General features: G+C 65.6%; 17 protein-coding genes. 7 read left to right on the top strand and 10 right to left on the bottom strand.

The window, feature by feature from the left end:
- Positions 1-38: 38 nt before the first annotated feature.
- Complete coding sequence (locus tag ACVIIW_RS07525; RefSeq protein ID WP_456700164.1) at positions 39-836, bottom strand: ComF family protein; 798 nt, start codon at positions 834-836, stop codon at positions 39-41.
- 43 nt (positions 837-879) lie between these two features.
- Here ACVIIW_RS07525 and ACVIIW_RS07520 point away from each other — a divergent pair, with 43 nt between their 5' ends.
- Positions 880-1,749 carry a methyltransferase domain-containing protein gene (locus ACVIIW_RS07520; RefSeq protein WP_456700163.1) on the top strand — a complete coding sequence of 290 codons (870 nt, stop codon included), beginning with the start codon at positions 880-882 and terminating at the stop codon, positions 1,747-1,749.
- 55 nt (positions 1,750-1,804) lie between these two features.
- On the opposite strand, the gene ACVIIW_RS07515 is transcribed toward ACVIIW_RS07520, so the two are convergent.
- From ACVIIW_RS07515 to ACVIIW_RS07505, 3 genes are all read right to left on the bottom strand, one after another.
- Positions 1,805-2,215 (bottom strand): (deoxy)nucleoside triphosphate pyrophosphohydrolase, encoded by a 411-nt coding sequence (locus ACVIIW_RS07515; RefSeq protein ID WP_212427824.1) that lies wholly within the window; start codon positions 2,213-2,215, stop codon positions 1,805-1,807.
- 5 nt (positions 2,216-2,220) lie between these two features.
- The gene (gene argJ, locus ACVIIW_RS07510) at positions 2,221-3,462 is read right to left on the bottom strand and encodes a bifunctional glutamate N-acetyltransferase/amino-acid acetyltransferase ArgJ (protein WP_456700162.1); all 1,242 of its coding nucleotides are present in this window, start codon (positions 3,460-3,462) and stop codon (positions 2,221-2,223) included.
- Between the two features lie 124 nt (positions 3,463-3,586).
- Positions 3,587-4,528 (bottom strand): peptidylprolyl isomerase, encoded by a 942-nt coding sequence (locus ACVIIW_RS07505; protein ID WP_456700161.1) that lies wholly within the window; start codon positions 4,526-4,528, stop codon positions 3,587-3,589.
- On the opposite strand from ACVIIW_RS07505, the gene ACVIIW_RS07500 reads away from it, so the two are divergent.
- Both ACVIIW_RS07500 and secA read left to right on the top strand, forming a co-directional pair.
- The gene (locus tag ACVIIW_RS07500) at positions 4,527-4,745 is read left to right on the top strand and encodes a hypothetical protein (protein WP_456700160.1); all 219 of its coding nucleotides are present in this window, start codon (positions 4,527-4,529) and stop codon (positions 4,743-4,745) included. The two genes, ACVIIW_RS07505 and ACVIIW_RS07500, sit on opposite strands and share 2 nt — an antisense overlap.
- Positions 4,746-4,882: 137 nt before the next feature.
- A complete protein-coding gene (gene secA / locus ACVIIW_RS07495; RefSeq protein WP_456700159.1) occupies positions 4,883-7,723 on the top strand; it encodes a preprotein translocase subunit SecA in 2,841 nt (946 codons plus the stop codon).
- Positions 7,724-7,826: 103 nt separating this feature from the next.
- Here the strand turns inward: secA and ACVIIW_RS07490 are convergent, their stop codons facing one another.
- The 4 genes from ACVIIW_RS07490 to ACVIIW_RS07475 all read right to left on the bottom strand — a co-directional run bounded on the left by ACVIIW_RS07490 (position 7,827) and on the right by ACVIIW_RS07475 (position 11,968).
- Positions 7,827-9,362, bottom strand: coding sequence for a L,D-transpeptidase family protein (locus tag ACVIIW_RS07490; protein WP_456700158.1), 1,536 nt, complete (start codon positions 9,360-9,362; stop codon positions 7,827-7,829).
- 328 nt (positions 9,363-9,690) lie between these two features.
- Positions 9,691-10,653, bottom strand: coding sequence for an acetyl-CoA carboxylase carboxyltransferase subunit alpha (locus tag ACVIIW_RS07485; protein WP_456700157.1), 963 nt, complete (start codon positions 10,651-10,653; stop codon positions 9,691-9,693).
- A gap of 182 nt (positions 10,654-10,835) precedes the next feature.
- Entirely contained in the window at positions 10,836-11,804 is a 969-nt protein-coding gene (gene xerD, locus ACVIIW_RS07480) for a site-specific tyrosine recombinase XerD (RefSeq protein WP_456700156.1), read from the bottom strand.
- Between the two features lie 17 nt (positions 11,805-11,821).
- A complete protein-coding gene (locus tag ACVIIW_RS07475; protein ID WP_035669499.1) occupies positions 11,822-11,968 on the bottom strand; it encodes a hypothetical protein in 147 nt (48 codons plus the stop codon).
- A gap of 169 nt (positions 11,969-12,137) precedes the next feature.
- On the opposite strand from ACVIIW_RS07475, the gene ACVIIW_RS07470 reads away from it, so the two are divergent.
- The 3 genes from ACVIIW_RS07470 to ACVIIW_RS07460 are packed head-to-tail and all read left to right on the top strand — an operon-like array spanning position 12,138 to position 15,224.
- Entirely contained in the window at positions 12,138-12,731 is a 594-nt protein-coding gene (locus tag ACVIIW_RS07470) for a shikimate kinase (protein ID WP_456700155.1), read from the top strand.
- 10 nt (positions 12,732-12,741) lie between these two features.
- Complete coding sequence (gene aroB, locus ACVIIW_RS07465; protein ID WP_456700154.1) at positions 12,742-13,890, top strand: 3-dehydroquinate synthase; 1,149 nt, start codon at positions 12,742-12,744, stop codon at positions 13,888-13,890.
- 29 nt (positions 13,891-13,919) lie between these two features.
- The gene (locus tag ACVIIW_RS07460; protein WP_456700153.1) at positions 13,920-15,224 is read left to right on the top strand and encodes an HlyC/CorC family transporter; all 1,305 of its coding nucleotides are present in this window, start codon (positions 13,920-13,922) and stop codon (positions 15,222-15,224) included.
- 16 nt (positions 15,225-15,240) lie between these two features.
- On the opposite strand, the gene ACVIIW_RS07455 is transcribed toward ACVIIW_RS07460, so the two are convergent.
- Entirely contained in the window at positions 15,241-15,516 is a 276-nt protein-coding gene (locus ACVIIW_RS07455; protein ID WP_456705106.1) for a BolA family protein, read from the bottom strand.
- Between the two features lie 159 nt (positions 15,517-15,675).
- Here ACVIIW_RS07455 and ACVIIW_RS07450 point away from each other — a divergent pair, with 159 nt between their 5' ends.
- A complete protein-coding gene (locus tag ACVIIW_RS07450; RefSeq protein WP_456700152.1) occupies positions 15,676-16,308 on the top strand; it encodes a J domain-containing protein in 633 nt (210 codons plus the stop codon).
- 183 nt (positions 16,309-16,491) lie between these two features.
- Here ACVIIW_RS07450 and ACVIIW_RS07445 read toward each other — a convergent pair whose 3' ends face one another.
- The gene (locus tag ACVIIW_RS07445) at positions 16,492-17,586 is read right to left on the bottom strand and encodes a citrate synthase/methylcitrate synthase (RefSeq protein WP_456700151.1); all 1,095 of its coding nucleotides are present in this window, start codon (positions 17,584-17,586) and stop codon (positions 16,492-16,494) included.
- Positions 17,587-17,629: the final 43 nt, after the last annotated feature.

Genomic DNA, 17,629 nt, shown 5'->3' with positions numbered 1-17,629 from the left:
CGCTCTCATGTCATGAATTTGTTGAATTATATGGGAGTTTACCTGATCTCGACAACCCGGGCGAACACCAGGACGTCGACCTGGGCGGCCTTGGCGCGGAGCAGCGCGCGTGCGCAGGCGTCAAGTGTCGCACCCGAGGTCAGGACATCGTCGATCAGGATAATGCGCTGGCCCTGGACCTCGGCCTGACGGTCGGGGGATACCTGGAATGCCCCCTGCACATTGGTCGCGCGCTGGGCCCGCGACAGCCCGATCTGCTGCTCGGTGGCGCGCACGCGGCGCAGCACCTCAGCCTTCACCTTCACCCCGCTCTGCCGCGCGATGATCTGAGCCAGCGCACCGGACTGGTTGTAGCGTCGCCGCCAGGCCCGGCGCCAATGCAGGGGCACCGGGACCAGCATGTCGGCGCCCGCGAGCAGCTCGCCGCCCGCGCGCGCCATCCAGCGGCCCATGGCGGGCGCGAGGTCGGTGCGGTCCTGGTATTTCAGCGCGTGCACCAGCGTGCGTGCGACCTCGTCATAGCGCACTGCCGCGCGCGCTCGCCGGTAGGCGGGCGGGCTCGCGATCGCCTCCATCGACAGCATGTCGGGGCCGGGGTCGTAGACGAAGGGAATGCCGAGCCGCGGGCAATAGGGCCGCTCAATGAACGACAGCTTGGCCCAGCACGCCGCGCAGACGCCCTCGCCGTCGACAGGCTCGCGGCAGGACACGCACAGCGTCGGCAGCGCAACGTCGAGCGCGAGCTTTGCCACATGCGCCAGAACGTGGCGGCCAGCCGTCCATGCGGCACGCAAGGACGACGCGATGGAGCGGGTTGGGGCGGCGTCGGCGTCCATGAGAGGAGGCTAGCGCCGCATATGGCGGATTGCCAGAGCCAGCATGATCGGCGTAACCAGCGGCATGGCCCAGACCCCCCAAATCCCGCCCGCTCTGTTCGACCGTGCCTTGCTGCGTGCGCGGCAGCGGCGTGCGCAGGCGCAAGGCGAGGTGACCTTCCTGCTCGACCGCGTCGCCGAGGACATGTCCGACCGGCTGGCCGCGGTGATGCGCGAGTTTCACGCGCCGGCCGATCTCTGGACGCCCGGCGAGGGGCTCGCGGGGCTGCGCGCACGCTTGCCTTCGATCCAGCGGATTGCGCTCGATGCGGCCGGCTCGGAGACATTGCCTTTTGCGCCCGACGGCCTTGATCTCGTCGTCTCCGCGCTGGCGCTGCAATTCGTCAATGATCTGCCTGGCGTGCTTGCGCAGATCCGTCGCGCGCTGAAGCCGGATGGGTTGCTGCTCGCCGCGATGATCGGCGGCGACACTCTCACCGAGCTGCGGCAGGCGTTTGCCGCGGCGGAGGCCGAATGCGAGGGCGGTGTCTCGCCGCGCGTGGCGCCGTTCGCCGATTTGCGCGACATCGGCGCGCTGTTGCAACGGGCCGGCTTTGCGCTGCCGGTCACCGACGTCGATCGCGTCGTGGTGCGTTATTCCAACGCGTTCGCGCTGATGCAGGACCTCCGCCGCATGGGCGCGACCAATGTGCTGATCGAGCGGCGGCGCACCCCGAGCCGCCGCGCGACGCTGCTGCGGATGGCTCAAATCTATGCCGAGCGTTTTGCCGATGCCGACGGCCGTATCCGCGCGACGTTCGACATCATCTGGCTGTCGGGCTGGGCGCCGCATGCGAGCCAGCAGCAGCCGCTGAAGCCGGGTTCGGCCAAGGCGAGCCTGGCGGAGGCGGTGAAGAAGGCGGGAGAGACGTAAGCTCCTTCTCCGTCATGGCCGGGCACGACGTTGAGAGTGTTGGCGACAGCCCCTCTTACATCAGCAAGTCAATCAAATGCGGGATCAGCGGAATGTCCGCCGGCGGCATCGGATAGTCGCGCAGCTTGTTGGCGCGCACCCAGGCCAGCGTCTGGCCTTCGCGGGCTTCGACGATCCCCTCCCAGCGCCGGCAGATGTAGAGCGGCATCAGGAGATGAAAGGTCTCGTAGCCGTAGCTCGCAAAGGTCAGCGGCGCCAGGCAGGGCTCGGCGACGGTGATGCCGAGCTCCTCGTGGAGCTCCCGGATCAGGCTCTGCTCCGGCCGCTCGCCGGGCTCACACTTGCCGCCGGGAAACTCCCACAGGCCGGCCAGCGTCTTGCCTTCGGGGCGCTGCGCGATGAGGACGCGCTTGTCGGCGTCGACGAGCGCGCAGGCCACCACCAGTGTCAGCTTGAGATCGGCCATGATCCTTAAGACCGGTAATCCCCGTTGATGGCGACATACTCCTTCGTGAGGTCGCAGGTCAGCACACGGTCGCGGCCCTTGCCGAGGCCAAGCGAGACCTTGATCGCGATTTCCGGGGCCTTCATCGCCTCCGATACCTGGGCCTCGTCATAATCAGGATCGCGCGCGCCGCTCCTGGCGACGCGGATGCCGTTGAAGGAGATCGACAGCTTGTCGCGATCGGCCGGCTCGCCGGCCTTGCCGACCGCCATCACCACGCGGCCCCAATTGGCGTCCTCGCCGGCGATCGCGGTCTTCACCAGCGGCGAATTCGCAATCGACATCGCGATCTTGCGTGCGGAGGCCTTGGTCCTGGCGCCTTCGACGGTGATCTCGACCAGCTTGCGCGCGCCTTCGCCGTCGCGGGCGACCTGCTCGGAGAGGTCGGCGAGGATCTGGTTGAAGGCCTTGGTGAAGGCCTTCAGACGCGGATCGCTGGCGCGGCTGATTTTTGGCGCGCCGTGCTCGGCAGCGGCGCCGGTGGCGAACGCCAGCAGCGTGTCCGAGGTCGAGGTGTCGCCGTCGATCGTGACCGCATTGAAGGTGTCCTCGACGCCGGCTTTCAGCAATGCCTGCAGCGCGGCGGGTGCGATCGGCGCGTCCGTGAAGATGAAGGAGAGCATCGTCGCCATGTCCGGGGCGATCATGCCGGCGCCCTTGGCCATGCCGTTGATGGTGACCTTGGCCTTGCCGAGCTTCACGGTCGCGGTCGCGACCTTGGGGAAGGTGTCGGTGGTCATGATCGCCTTGGCGGCGGCGAGGTAGTCGCCGGGTTCCGCGGACACAGCGAGGCGGCCGAGCACGCCGTCGAACTTGGTCGCGTCCAGCGGCTCGCCGATCACGCCGGTCGAGGCCAGGAAGATCTCGCTCTCGCTGCAGCCCACGGCCTTGGCCGCGATCTTGGCCGTCAGCGCGGTGGAGGCGCGACCGGTCTTGCCGGTGAAGGCGTTGGCATTGCCGGAATTGACGACGAGGGCGCGCGCCTTGCCGCCCTTCAGTTTCGCACGGCACCATTCGACCGGCGCGGACGGGCACTTCGATCTGGTGAAGACGCCGGCGACCGCGGTTCCCTTGTCCATGATCGCCAGCAGCACGTCGGTGCGGTTCTTGTAGCGGATGCCCGCCTCGGCCGTCGCGAGACGGACCCCCGCGATCACGGGCATGTCAGGAACGGTTGTCGGGGCGAGCGGGGAGACGGAGGTGGACATCGCGGGGGGCGCCTTGGCTTGTGCCTTGGTGAGGTCTGGACATGCAGATGCCCGGCCCTCTTGGCGAGGCCGGGCATCAGGTAGGCTTAAATACTCTTCGCGTCGGCGAAGTGACAGCGAATTCTTACTTCTTGGCGGGGGGCGCCATCTTGCTGTCGGCGGGCTTCGCATCGGCGGGCTTTGCCGCGTCGGCCGGCTTGGCATCCTTGGCAGCGTCTGCGGGAGGCTGGTCGGTCCGCTCGACCTTGGCTTCTGCGCGCAGCTTGCCGACGTAATCGGCCTGGGCCTTGCGGGTGACGTACTGCTCGATCTGGGCCTTGACCTGGTCGAACTCCGGCGCCTTGCGGTTGCGCTTCTCCTCGACCTTGATGATATGCCAGCCGAACTGTGACTTGACGGGGTCGGAGATCTTGCCGGGCTCCAGCGAGAACGCGACGGCCGAGAATTCCGGCACCATCTGTTCCTTGGTGAAGAAGCCGAGGTCGCCGCCGTCGGCGGAGCCCGGATCCTTGGACTTCTTCTTGGCGAGCTCGGCGAAATCGGCGCCCTTGTCGAGCTCGGCCTTCACCGCCTTGGCCTCGTCCTCGGTCTCGACCAGGATGTGGCGGGCGCGCACTTCCTGCTCGCCGGTGATCTGCTTGGAGGCCTCCTCATAGACCTTCTTCATGGCGTCGTCGGTGGTGGCGGCCTTGCCTTCCTGGGCGAGCAGGCTGTCCATCAGCAGGCGGTTGCGGGCGAACGCCATCCGCTTCTTGAACTCGTCGCCGTCGGCAATCTTCTTGTCCTCGGCGGCCTTGGACACGATTTTCATGTCGATCAGGAACGACAGGACGTTCTCGTCCTTGGTCGCCGGGTCCATCTGGGCGAGGCTCGGTCCGAGTTCCTCCTCGGCCATGGTCACGTCGCTCTTCTTGATCTCAGCGCCATTGACCTTCGCCAGGACCGGATCGTCGGCTGCCCGGAGCGGGCCCGCGAACGCCAGGGTCAGCGCCAGGGCGAGGCCTCCCGCCAGGGCGGACGCATGGCGGAAACGCAGGCCGGTGGTTACCGGGAACGAGGTGGTCATGGAAAATCCTTTTGTTGAAGCAGGGGGCTGCTCGAGCGGGGCGGACACTCGCCCAATTCAGGGGGGCTTGGCAACGCGAAAAGTCTGTCAAAATGATGAATTAGCGGCAAGATTGGCCGCCGTTGACAAGGTGCTGACCGGGCCATATCTCTGCGCGGTCGCGACCATGGCGATGGCGTTTATTTTGCTGCGTTTTTGGCCGTTGAACCCAGACTAACCCAATTCCCACCCATATGGCGGATGACCCCCGCAGTTCGGGCTCTGGCGCCATAGGGCGTCACGGTGAGTTGATAGGCCAATGGGTGACAACTTCTTGGCTGCAACGCGGTTAAATCGCGAACACAGGAACTAGGCATGATCGGCGCGCTCGCCCGCAAGTTTTTCGGCTCCGCCAACGACCGGCGGGTGAAGGGATACCAGTCCCGCGTCAACGCGATCAACGCGCTGGAAGCTGAGGTCTCGAAGCTGTCCGACGAGGCGCTCAGGGCCCGCACCGACGAATTCAAAAAGCAGCTCGCCGAGGGCAAGACGCTGGACGACCTGCTGGTCCCGGCCTTCGCGACCGTGCGCGAGGCGGCCAAGCGCACGCTCGGCCAGCGCCATTTCGACGTTCAGCTGATCGGCGGCATGGTGCTGCACGAGGGCGACATCGCCGAGATGAAGACCGGCGAAGGCAAGACGCTGGTCGCGACGCTTGCGGTCTATCTCAACGCGCTCGCCGGCAAGGGCGTCCACGTCGTCACCGTCAACGACTACCTCGCTCGCCGTGACTCCGGCTGGATGGGCCAGATCTACGGCTTCCTCGGCATGACCACCGGCGTGATCGTCCACGGCCTCGACGATGCCGAGCGCAAGGCGGCCTATGCCTGCGACATCACCTACGGCACCAACAACGAATACGGCTTCGACTATCTGCGCGACAACATGAAGTACCGCCTCGAGGACATGGTCCAGCGGCCGCACTTCTACGCGATCGTCGACGAAGTCGACTCCATCCTGATCGACGAAGCGCGGACGCCGCTGATCATTTCCGGCCCGCTCGACGACCGCTCCGACTTCTACAACACCATCGACGGCTTCCTCCCCAAGCTCGACAAGACCGACTACGAGGTCGACGAGAAGCAGCGCACGGTGACGCTGACGGAAGCCGGCATGGAGAAGATCGAGACGCTGCTGCGCGATGCCGGCCAGCTCAAGGGCGACTCGCTCTACGACGTCGAGAACGTCTCCGTCGTGCACCACATCAACCAGGCGCTGCGCGCCCACACGCTGTTCACCCGCGACAAGGACTACATCGTCCGCGACGACGAGGTCGTCATCATCGACGAGTTCACGGGGCGCATGATGGCCGGCCGGCGCTATTCCGAAGGCCTGCACCAGGCGCTGGAGGCCAAGGAGCACGTCACGGTTCAGCCCGAGAACCAGACGCTCGCCTCGATCACGTTCCAGAACTATTTCCGAATGTACGAAAAGCTCGCCGGAATGACCGGAACGGCGTTGACCGAAGCCGACGAGCTCTTCGACATCTACAAGCTCGAAGTCGTGGAAATCCCGACCAACGTGCCGGTCGGCCGCCTCGACGAGGACGACGAGGTCTACCGCACCCAGAAGGAAAAATACCAGGCGATCCTCGCCGAGATCGAGCGCGCCAACGCCCGGCTCCAGCCGGTGCTGGTGGGTACGGCCTCGATTGAAAAGTCGGAAGTCCTTGCCGAATTCCTGAAATCGAACGGCTACAAGCAGATCGATTTCGGCAAGGACAACGCGCTCGACAAGCTCTATGCGGCGGCGCGCGCCGGCAAGCCGGCCAAGCTGTTCGCGGTGCTGAACGCGCGCTTCCACGAGCAGGAAGCCTATATCGTCGCGGAAGCCGGCGTTCCCGGCGCGATCACGATCGCGACCAACATGGCCGGCCGCGGCACCGACATCAAGCTCGGCGGCTCGCTCGAGATGCGCATCCCCAAGGAGACCGCAGGCATCGAGGACGAGGCCGAGAAGGCCAAGAAGATCGAGCAGATCAAGGCCGACGTCGAGCGCTTCCGTGACATCGTGCTCAACGCGGAAGAGACCGTCGAGATCGAGCCGGCAAAGGGCAACAAGCCGGCCAAGACCGTGAAGAAGCCCGGCGGCCTCTACATCATGGGCTCCGAGCGGCACGAATCCCGCCGCATCGACAACCAGCTCCGCGGCCGTTCCGGCCGTCAGGGCGATCCCGGCCGCTCGAAGTTCTTCCTGTCGCTGGAAGACGATCTGATGCGCATCTTCGGCTCGGATCGCCTCGACAGCATGCTCCAGCGTCTCGGCCTGCAAGAGGGCGAGGCGATCATCCATCCCTGGATCAACAAGGCGCTGGAGAAGGCGCAGCAGAAGGTCGAAGCCCGCAACTTCGACATCCGCAAGAACCTGCTCAAGTTCGACAACGTCCAGAACGATCAGCGCAAGGTGATCTTCGACCAGCGCGTCGACCTGATGAAGGACGAGAGCGTCGCCGAAACCGTCGCCGACATGCGCCACGCCTTCATCGAGGACCTCGTCGCCAAGCATGTGCCAGAGCATGCCTATGCCGAGCAGTGGGACGTCGCCGGCCTGAAGGAAGAGCTGAAGCGCGTGCTCGATCTCGACCTGCCGGTCGAGGACTGGGCCAAGGAAGAGGGCATCGCCGACGAGGAGCTGCTCAACCGCATCGAGACCAGGGCAGACGAGCACATGGCGGCCAAGGTCGGGCAATGGGGGCCCGACGTGATGCGCTACGTCGAGAAGACCATCCTGCTGCAGACGCTCGACCATCTCTGGCGCGAGCACCTGATCATGCTCGACCATCTGCGCCAGGTCATCGGCCTGCGCGGCTACGGGCAGCGCGATCCGTTGCAGGAGTACAAGACCGAAGCCTTCAATCTCTTCCAGGAGATGAGCGCGCACTTGCGCGAGGCCGTCACCGCGCAGCTGATGCGGGTCGAGATCGTCCCGCCGGAGCAGGAAGCCCCTGTGCTGCCGCAGATGGAGGCGCACAAGTTCGACCCGAACACCGGCGAGGACGAGATGGCGCTCGCCAGCGTCACGCTGGCCCCGCAGCATACCGACGCCGCGTTGCGCGATCCGAAGAACCCGGCAAGCTGGGGAAAGGTCGGCCGCAACGAGGATTGCCCGTGCGGCTCGGGCAAGAAGTACAAGCACTGCCACGGGCGGTACGCTTAGCCGCTAGCAGCGTTCCCGCGCGTGTGTGGGGTGCGATGCTCGCGCCTCACACTCCCGCCCTCGTAGTGGCGAAGGCGGGCCCCACCGCGGACGAGACGCCCGTCTACTTCACCGCGCCAAAGCGGCTATCGAACGAGTTCGACGACACTACCGGCGCGGCGCCGGCCATTTGGGCGCCGTCAGCCGCAGCATCGCTCATCGACGGCTTCTGCGCGGGGCGCGTTGCGGCAACCCTGGTCTCGGTGGGCTTCGCCGGCTCGGCCGGCTTGGCGGCGACGGCCGGCTTGGCGGCGACGGCCGGCTTGTCCTTGGCGGTTTCGTGGTGGACGAAGTGCGTCACCGCGGCCTTCAGCTTGGAAGCCGTGCTCGGCGCGGCGGGCGCCGGGGCCACCGAGGCGGTCGCTTGCGGCGGCGGCGTGGTCGCCGTCGTGTCGGCGGTCCCCAAGCCCATCTTGCGGCCGAGATTGGAGAAGAAACCGCCGGATTTCTCGTCGGGCGCTGCGGTCGCGACGCGGGCGTTGGTCGCGGGCGCGCTGACGGCAACGACGGGCTCTTCCTGCGGCGCAGAGGCGGTCGGTTCGAAGTTCGGCTTCGGCGGGTTGACCGTGCCGGGAATCGTGCCCGGGGCCTTCGACATCGCCAGCATCTGCAGCGTATTGCCTTCGGCGCCTTCCGACAGGCCGGTCGACCCTTCCGGTATCTTGGCGGCGAAGATCTTGTTCATGCCGCCGTCGATGCCGGTATTCATGCGTGCCACCGGCGTGCCCTTGGCCACGAGCTTGTTGTACTCGGCTTCGTCGCGCTGCTGCTTCTCGCGCACGGCGCTGGCGATGTCTTCGGGGACGATATAGGCCGGGCACTTCGCGGAAGCGTCGAACACGGGATCGCGCTTGGCGTCGGGCGCGCGTGCCGCGTCGAATACGTATTTCTTCTCGCAGAAGTCGACCTTCGGCTCCCGTCGCGTCACTTCGAAATGATCGTAGCCTTCCTTGATCATCCGCCAGAACGGCATGTTCGGATTGTTGCGGTGCTTGGCCATGTTCACCGGCGTCATCCGGAAGGGATAGGCCTGGAACTGGAACGCCTTCTGGCCGCCGAAGAAGGATTCCCGCCCGAGCGAATAGATCTCCGCGATCTGCTCGTCGGTCATGGCGTAGCAGCCGCGTGACGAGCAGTCCCCGTGCACCATCAGTTGCGAACCGGTACGGCCCAAAGCGCGGTCGAAGGCGTTGGGGAAGCCGGTATTGAACGAGAGGTAATAGGCCGACTGCGGATTCATCTGGCTCGGGTTGATCGAGTAGAATCCTTCCGGCGCCTGACGGTCGCCTTCGCGCACCTTGGGACCGAGGTCGCCCGACCAGCGGCAGATCGGATAGGTCTTGAGCAGGGCGAACTGGCCGGAACGGGTCTGCTTCCAGATCTCGAGCTCGGCCTCCTGCTTGAACAGGCGGATCAGGATCGGCGATTGCAGATCCATGTCCTTCTCGCCCATCGCGGCAACGAGCTTCGGCGGGACCGGCTGGTTGGCCTTGGCGTTGGTCGCGAGCGAAACCTGATCGGTATCGCAGCCGGCGAGCACAATGCTGGCGGCAAGCGCGACCGATGCCAAGAGCGCACGAGCAAGCGAACGAGAATTCAAGATGGACCCCACAACGTGCCGGGCGGAAGCGCGAACCCCGATTTTGGAGCCTGGCCTGACCGGAGAACCGGACCGTTTCAGACCAAGCCCCAGCGCTTATGCCCTGAAGCCATTGATTAAAATTCTAACCTCCGCACCCAAGGGTCGCAACCCGACCTGGGATCACGAGCCCGTTGGCGAGACGGCGTGGTCAACAGAGACTTAAACTGGGTCGGAACTTGGACTTTGCAGCTGAACCGGTACTGAGATGGCCGATTTGGGCAAAAAAAGGGTTAACGCGGCGTTACCAATCCCGCCTCACCTGATGCGGCACCGAATCCAGCCCGAATCAGCCCAGTTTCCGGCCGATATCGAGGAATTTCTGCCGGCGCTGCTTGCGGATGGCGTCGCCGTCCAGGCCCCGCATCTCGTCAAAGGCCTTGGCGATGGCATCGCCCGTAGTGGCGATCACGGCGGCGGGGTCGCGGTGGGCGCCACCAACCGGCTCCTTGATGATGGCATCGATCACGCCGAAGCGGAGCATGTCCTGGGCCGTGATCTTCATGTTGTTGGCGGCTTCCTGCGCCTTGCTGCCGTCGCGCCAGAGGATGGAGGAGGCGGCTTCCGGCGAGATCACGCTGTAGATCGCGTGCTCCAGCATCAGGACCTTGTTGGCGGTGGTGATGGCGATGGCGCCGCCCGACATGCCTTCGCCGGTGATGATGGCGACGTTCGGCACCGTCAGCGCCATGCAGGCGTCCGTCGAGCGGGCGATGGCTTCGGCTTGTCCCCGCTCTTCGGCGCCGATGCCGGGATAGGCGCCGGCGGAATCGGCGAGCGACAGCACGGGAAGGCCGAACCGCTCGGCCATCTCCATCAGCCGCACGCATTTGCGATAACCCTCCGGCCGGGCCATCCCGAAATTGTGCTTGATGCGGCTCTCGGTGGAATCGCCCTTTTCCTGGCCCATCACGCAGATGGCTTCGCCACGGAAGCGGCCGAAGCCCGCGACCAGGGCCTCGTCCTCGCCGAACTTGCGGTCGCCGGCGAGCGGGGTGAATTCGGTGATGAGCCCTTTGATGAAGTCATTGAAATGCGGTCGCTGCGGATGCCGCGCCACCAGCGTCTTCTGCCACGGCGTCAGGTTCAGATAGAGGTCGGCCAGCGCCTGCGCGGCCTTGTCCTCGATGCGGCCGATCTCCTCGGCGATGTCGGTGCCGGAGGCCGCGAGCGTCCTGAGCTCGTCGACCTTGGAATCGAGCTCGGCGACGGGCTTTTCGAAGTCGAGATAGCTGCGCATCTGGTCTGGCATCGTTTCAATATAGGGGGACGGGACAACGAGGCGAAGCGAGGTCAGTCAAAGAAGTGTAGCTTCTTCAAGGGCTTGACTTGTGCGCTCCCGGGAGCGCGGCAAATCACTGATAAGGCCACGGCTCTTTCTGCGGAGATGTGGCCGAAGTCAAGGCGGTTTCGCCCGCAGCCGCGCCGCTGCCGCTACTTCTCCGCCAGCGGGTGCAGGTCGCGGACCAGGCTCTTCAGCCGCTCCTCGACCACATGGGTGTAGATCTGGGTGGTCGAGATGTCGGTATGGCCGAGCAGGGTCTGCACAATGCGCAAATCCGCGCCGTTGTGCAGCAGGTGGCTGGCGAAGGCGTGGCGCAGCACGTGTGGGGAGACCAGGCGCGCCTGCAGCCCCGAAGCGACTGCGAGTTCCTTGAGGTCGCGGGCAAAATGCTGACGCGTCAAATGCCCGCTTTCGCCGAACGAGGGAAACAGCCATTTCGAGGCGGCGAGGCTGCCCTTCTTCTCGCCTTTGGCCGCGTCCGTCGCCGCGAGATAATCCGCCATCGCCTGCCGCGAGGCCTCGTTCAGCGGCACCAGCCGTTCCTTGTCGCCCTTGCCGCGCACCACGATCATGCGGGCGTCGCGCTTGGCCGCCGTTCGTGGCAGCGCCACCAGCTCGGAGACGCGCAGGCCTGTGGCGTAGAGCACCTCGAGCAGGCAATAGAGCCGTAATGCCCGCAGCCGTTGCGAGGGCGAGGCGTCCGCCGCCTCGCTCATCTCCTTGGCGCGGCTGAGCATGCGATCGACATCCGAGATCGACAGCACCTTTGGCAAGCCGCGCCCGCGCTTGGGGCCTGACAGGATCGCCGCCGGATCGTCGGTTCTGATGCGCTCGTTCAGCAAGAAGCGGAACAGGTGCCGCATCGCCGACAGCCGCCGCGCGACGCTGGAGGATTTGAAGCCGCGCGTATCGAGGTCGCCAAGATAGTCGCGCAGGACTTGCGTCTCGGCGTCCACAAAACTGTGACCGACGCGGGTCAGAAACTCGGAGAAATCGTTGAGATCGCGCCTGTAAGCATCGAGCGTGTTGGGCCCGGCACCCTGTTCCGCCGCGAGCATGTCGAGGAACAGGGCGGTCAGCCTGGTGTCGGAGGGCTTGCCGGTGGAGGAGTTGCGCATGCCCCGCAGGCTAGCTCCTATTTCTTGAGAAACTTATCCGGCGGGATCGTCACCGTCATTTCCCGCGGCTTCGGATTGACGAAGTTCGCCAGCGCGAACACCACGCCATAGACGATGCCGGCGATCACGGCGACGACCGTCAGGAAGCGGAACAGGCTGGGCATCGGGAAAGGTCTCGGCGAGGTCTCAGGTTTGGCAAATTAACCAATGAAATCATCCAACATGTTCGCCGTTTCGTGGCAAGAGTCCTCTGGCGAGGGCCCCGACGGGGTCGTATAGGTGGCCGGGATGCCGCCTTGGCGGCCAGTTGAGCGAGATCCAGAGCAAGATCCGATGTCCGACGTCGCGTTGCCAGCACAACCGAGCCCTGAGGCCGACATCCTGTCGGCGCTCGGCGGGCGTTCGATCGTGCTGGTCGGCATGATGGGCGTCGGCAAATCAACCATTGGCCGGAGGCTGGCAGGGCGGCTTGGTCTGCGTTTTTTCGACGCTGATGTCGAAATCGAGGTGGCCCACGCCGGCATGACCATCCCGGAAATATTTACGATCCATGGCGAACCCTACTTCCGCGACGGCGAGGCCCGCGTGATCGCGCGCCTGCTCGAAGGTGGGCCAATCGTGCTGGCGACCGGCGGCGGCGCGTTCATGCGCGAGGAGACGCGAACCCGCATCGCGGCAAAGGCGGTCTCGGTCTGGCTCAGGGCGGACCACGACGTCATCATGCGCCGCGTGCGACGTCGCGCCGACCGCCCGTTGCTTCAGACCGCCGACCCCGAAGGCACCGTCACACGGCTCCTCACCGAGCGTGAGCCGATCTATGGCAAGGCCGACCTCACCATCGCCTCGCGCGACGTGCCGCACGACCGCATCGTCGATGAGACCATCGCGACGCTGCACGCCCATCTGTGCCTCCAGCCGACATCGTGAGTGCCGTTCGATGACTGCGCCCCTCAAACATTCCGACCCCGTCAATGTCGACGTCGCGCTCGGCGATCGGGCCTATGACATCGTCATCGGCCGCGGCGTGCTCTCTTCGCTGGGCGAGCGCGTTGCCGCCTTGCGGCCCGGTGTGCGCACCGCGATCGTGACGGATCGCACGGTGGCAAAATACTGGCTCGCGCCGACGGAAGCCTCGCTTGCAGCCGCCGGCATTCCGACCTCGCGCGTCGTGGTCGAGGAAGGCGAAATCTCAAAGACCTATGCCGGCCTCGAAAAGGTCAGCGAGGCCCTGATCGCCGCGAAAATCGAGCGCAACGACCTCGTCATCGCGCTCGGCGGTGGCGTGGTCGGCGATCTCGCCGGCTTTGCCGCCGCGATCCTGCGCCGCGGCGTCGATTTCGTGCAGGTGCCGACCTCGCTGCTGGCGCAGGTCGATTCCAGCGTCGGCGGCAAGACCGGCATCAACTCGCCGCAGGGCAAGAATTTGCTCGGCGCTTTCCACCAGCCGGTGCTTGTCATCGCCGACACCGCCGTGCTCGACACGCTGTCGCCGCGGCAATTCCGCGCCGGCTATGCCGAGGTCGCCAAATACGGCGTGCTCGGTGACGAAGCCTTCTTCACCTGGCTGGAGAAGAATCATTCCGACATCTTCAAGGGCGGCTCGGCGCGCGAGCATGCGATCGCGACCTCCTGCCGTGCCAAGGCGGCCGTGGTCTCGCGCGATGAGCGCGAGACCGGTGAGCGCGCGCTGCTCAATCTCGGCCACACCTTCGGCCACGCACTGGAAGCCGCGACCGGCTTTTCGGATCGCTTGTTCCATGGCGAGGGCGTCGCCATCGGCATGACGCTGGCGGCGCAGTTTTCCGCAAAACTTGGCATGATCGGCGAGGCTGATGCGAGCCGCGTCGAGCGTCACCTCACCGAGGCCGGTCTTCCGACGCGCCTGCAGGACATCGCCGGCTTTGCGCAGGAAGGCCTTGCGGACGCCGACGCGCTGATGGCGCTGATGGCGCAGGACAAGAAGGTCAAGCGCGGCAAGCTTACCTTCATCCTGCTGGAGGCCGTGGGGCGCGCCGTCATCGCCAAGGATGTCGAGCCGGCGCCGGTGCGCGACTTCCTGAAAGAAAAGCTCGCTCCGAAGGCGTGATGCGCGGCTGAATCGCGGTAGAGTGCTGCATGGACTGGCTCGGCTTCACCATCGTCATCATCTGCCTGCTGGTCTCGGGCTTCTTCGCCGCGAGCGAGACCGCGCTGACCGGTGCTTCGCGCGCCAGTATGCTGCGGCTCTCCAAGCAGGGTAACCGCGACGCCGACGTGGTCTCGCAGCTGCTCGATATGCGTGAGCGCCTGATCGGTGCGCTGCTGCTCGGCAACAACATCGCCAATATCACCGCCTCCGCGCTCGCCACCTCCATCTTCACGGCGTGGTTCGGCGATGTCGGCGTGCTCTATGCCACCGGCGTGATGACGGCCCTGGTCGTGATCTTCGCCGAAGTGCTGCCCAAGACCATCGCCATCAACGCGCCTGATCGGATGGCGCTGGCGGTCGCACGCCCGATGCGGCTGACGATGTATGTGCTGGGGCCGCTGCTGCGCGTGGTGGAAGTGATCGTGCGCGTGTTGATGCGCCTGTTCGGCCTCGCCGGCGAGCACCAGGCGATCCTGTCGCCGACCGAGCGCCTGCGCGGCGCGGTCGACCTGCTGCATCATGAGGGCAAGGTCGAGAAGCAGGACCGCGACATGCTCGGCGGCCTCCTCGACCTGCGCGAGCTCCAGGTCTCCGACGTCATGATCCATCGCACCGAGATGATGATGATCAACGCCGATCTGCCGGCGGAGGAGCTGGTGCGCGAGGTGCTGGCGACCGAATACACCCGCATCCCGCTCTGGCGCGAGAAGCCGGAGAACATCATCGGCGTGCTTCATGCCAAGGATCTGTTGCGCGCGATCCGGGCATCCGACGGCGATACGTCGCGCATCGACGCCTCGACCATCGCGCTGCCGCCGTGGTTCGTGCCGGAAATGCGCCCCGTCTCCGAGCAGCTGAAGGCGTTCCGCCGGCGCAAGACGCATTTCGCGCTCGTGGTCGACGAGTACGGCGAAGTTGAAGGTCTCGTGACGCTGGAAGACATCCTGGAAGAGATCGTCGGTGACATCTCCGACGAGCATGACGTCGTGGTCGCCGGCGTGCGCGCCCAGCCGGACGGCTCCGTCGTGGTCGACGGCTCGGTGCCGATCCGCGACCTCAACCGCGCCATGGACTGGCGCCTGCCCGACGAAGAGGCAACCACTGTTGCCGGCCTTGTCATTCACGAAGCGCGCTCGATTCCCGACCGCGGCCAGAGCTTTACCTTCCACGGTTTCCGCTTCCGCGTCCTCCGCCGGGAACGCAACCGCATCACCGCGCTCCGTATTTCACTGGTGTCGCGTGAGGCGGAAATGGAGGGAGCCAAGCCGAGACGGGCAGGGACGTCGTTTTGACGCAGCGCGGCGGAGCTTACGTTCCGCCTTCCCCCGGCGCCTGCGCGTGGATTGCCAGCGCATGCACACTGCCGGAAAGTTCCGCCGCCAGCGCCGCATTTATCATGCGGTGACGGTCGATCCGGCTCTTCCCTTTGAAGGCCTGAGACACGATATAAACGCGGAAGTGCGTCTCGCCGCTCGGCCGATGGCCGGAATGGCCTTCATGCAAATGTGACTCGTCGACGACCTGCAGGCTTTCGGGGGTGAAAGCTTCCTGCAACTTGTTGCTGATAGTGTCTTTCATAACCATGAGCGCCATTAAGGCTTGCGAATCCGGCCCGTCAATTGCCCATAGGCCGCCTATGGCGGCCGTACTTGAGGATGCCGAAGTGAAACTTCGGCTCCGCGTGTGTAGCTAAATGCAATGTCAAGACTTGAAGGTTTTTGCGTTGCGTAGTCAAAGTCAGCCATGCCGATCGATCCATCAAAGTTCTTCGACTCCATCCGCGTAAAGCCGCGGGGCAAGCAGCCCGAGGTGAAGCCGCGCGACACCGTGGTGGCCTGCGAATGGACCGGGTGCCAGAACAAGGGCGCGCATCGCGCGCCGAAGGGTCGTGATAACCAGCGCGAATACTGGCACTTCTGCCTCGACCACGTGCGCGAGTACAACCAGAACTACAATTTCTTCTCAGGCATGAATGCCGACGCCGTCGCGCGCTATCAGAAGGACGCGCTGACCGGCCATCGTCCAACCTGGAAGATGGGCGCCAATGGCGGCAAGAAGGGTGCGGAAGCCGAGATCGATATGGCGTCCGATCCGTTCAGCATGTTCAGTGAGATCAACGGCCGCGCCAGCTGGCGGAAGGGTCCGGAGGCCGAGCCCAAGGCCGAAACGCGCAAGGTCATGAACGCGGAGCGCAAGGCGCTTCAGGTCATGGGCCTCGGCCCGAATTCCACGCTCGGCGACGTCAAGGCCAAGTACAAGGCCCTGGTGAAGCAGCACCATCCCGACGCCAACGGCGGCGACCGCTCCACCGAGGACCGCCTGATCGAGATCATCAAGGCGTATAATTATCTGAAGACGGTGGTGCGGGAGGCGTAGGGCCTCGCCGTTCTCCTCCTTCTCCCCTTGCGGGAGCAGCTGGCGCGAAGCGCCGGATGAGGGGTTGCTTCCGCAAATTCATTTGAACGAGGGTCCTCGCGGGGAGAACCCTCAGCCGTCTCGCCGCTTTGCGGCGAGCCACCCTCTCCCACAAGGGGAGAGGGGGGAGGAAGTCGCAATTCCTCACGCCTCCGGCATCGCGCCCACATAGGACGAGCTCGGCCGGATCAGTCGCCCGGTCCGCTGCTGCTCGCGCGCATGCGCGGTCCAGCCGGCGGCGCGCGCGACGGCGAAGATCGGCGTGAACGCCTGCCGCGGGATCGCCAGCGCGTCGAGCAGGATCGCGGTGAAGAACTCGACATTGGTCTCCAGCGGCCGTTCCGGATTCTTCTTGCGCAGCGCTGCGCGGATATAGGCCTCGACCTCGCCGGCGAACGGCAAATCGGTGCCGGCGGACGCGAGCGCCTCGACCGCGGATTTGAGCACGTCGGCGCGCGGATCGCGGACGCGATAGACACGGTGGCCGAAACCCATCATCCGCTCGCCGCGCGCCAGCGCCGCGTCGACCCAGGGCTGGATGCGCTCGCGCGAGCCGATCGCATCGAGCATTTCCAGCACCGGCTCCGGCGCGCCGCCATGCAGCGGTCCCGTTAGCGCGCAATAACCGGCGGTGACGGCGGCGAACAGATCGGCCTGTGTCGAGGCGACCACCCGCGTGGCGAAAGTCGAGGCGTTCATGCCGTGGTCGCTGGCGGTGACGAGATAAGCATCGAGCGCGGCGACCTCGCCCGAAGCGGGCGCATGCCCATGCAGCATGCGCAGAGTATCGGCCGCGTGGCTCACGGTCGGATCTGGCGCGACCGGATCGAGCCCTTTCGCGCGCCGGACCAGTGCGCCCGCGATCACCGGAAATGCGCCGACGATGGTGGCTTCGTGCGCGAGGCCGTGCTCGGCGCGCAGGCCCGCGACCGCCGCACGAAATCCGTCGACGATGCCCATACCCCGAGCCGCCGGCAGCAACTCTGAGAGCCGCGCAAAGGCCCGCTCGCGCGCAGCCCCCAGGCTCGCCCGGACATTGGCTTCGCTCAGCGTGCTCCCGGTCGCGCCATTCCAGAGCCGGGCGGTGACGCCCTCGAAACTCGAGATAGCGGCGAGGCGGCCGACATGGTCGCCGGCAATGATCAGTTCGCCGCGCTCGCCGTCGACATGGCTCAGCACGGTTTCGGCTGCGGGAACGCCGTCCAGCCCGATCTGGCTTTTCGTGAGGTGGATGTTCATGGCAAATCTCCCTTGCGCTGCACCAAAGGAGAATTGGACCACT

This window comes from Bradyrhizobium sp. USDA 4449 (assembly GCF_054056275.1).
This window is presented reverse-complemented; position numbering and strand designations above follow the sequence as displayed.

Coding starts and splice junctions, on each gene's coding strand:
- ACVIIW_RS07525 (WP_456700164.1), bottom strand. CDS start 836: ATGGACGCCGACGCCGCCCCAACCCGCTCCATCGCGTCGTCCTTGCGT.
- ACVIIW_RS07520 (WP_456700163.1), top strand. CDS start 880: ATGATCGGCGTAACCAGCGGCATGGCCCAGACCCCCCAAATCCCGCCC.
- ACVIIW_RS07515 (WP_212427824.1), bottom strand. CDS start 2,215: ATGGCCGATCTCAAGCTGACACTGGTGGTGGCCTGCGCGCTCGTCGAC.
- argJ (WP_456700162.1), bottom strand. CDS start 3,462: ATGTCCACCTCCGTCTCCCCGCTCGCCCCGACAACCGTTCCTGACATG.
- ACVIIW_RS07500 (WP_456700160.1), top strand. CDS start 4,527: ATGGAAAATCCTTTTGTTGAAGCAGGGGGCTGCTCGAGCGGGGCGGAC.
- ACVIIW_RS07505 (WP_456700161.1), bottom strand. CDS start 4,528: ATGACCACCTCGTTCCCGGTAACCACCGGCCTGCGTTTCCGCCATGCG.
- secA (WP_456700159.1), top strand. CDS start 4,883: ATGATCGGCGCGCTCGCCCGCAAGTTTTTCGGCTCCGCCAACGACCGG.
- ACVIIW_RS07485 (WP_456700157.1), bottom strand. CDS start 10,653: ATGCCAGACCAGATGCGCAGCTATCTCGACTTCGAAAAGCCCGTCGCC.
- xerD (WP_456700156.1), bottom strand. CDS start 11,804: ATGCGCAACTCCTCCACCGGCAAGCCCTCCGACACCAGGCTGACCGCC.
- ACVIIW_RS07475 (WP_035669499.1), bottom strand. CDS start 11,968: ATGCCCAGCCTGTTCCGCTTCCTGACGGTCGTCGCCGTGATCGCCGGC.
- ACVIIW_RS07470 (WP_456700155.1), top strand. CDS start 12,138: ATGTCCGACGTCGCGTTGCCAGCACAACCGAGCCCTGAGGCCGACATC.
- aroB (WP_456700154.1), top strand. CDS start 12,742: ATGACTGCGCCCCTCAAACATTCCGACCCCGTCAATGTCGACGTCGCG.
- ACVIIW_RS07460 (WP_456700153.1), top strand. CDS start 13,920: ATGGACTGGCTCGGCTTCACCATCGTCATCATCTGCCTGCTGGTCTCG.
- ACVIIW_RS07455 (WP_456705106.1), bottom strand. CDS start 15,516: ATGGTTATGAAAGACACTATCAGCAACAAGTTGCAGGAAGCTTTCACC.
- ACVIIW_RS07450 (WP_456700152.1), top strand. CDS start 15,676: ATGCCGATCGATCCATCAAAGTTCTTCGACTCCATCCGCGTAAAGCCG.
- ACVIIW_RS07445 (WP_456700151.1), bottom strand. CDS start 17,586: ATGAACATCCACCTCACGAAAAGCCAGATCGGGCTGGACGGCGTTCCC.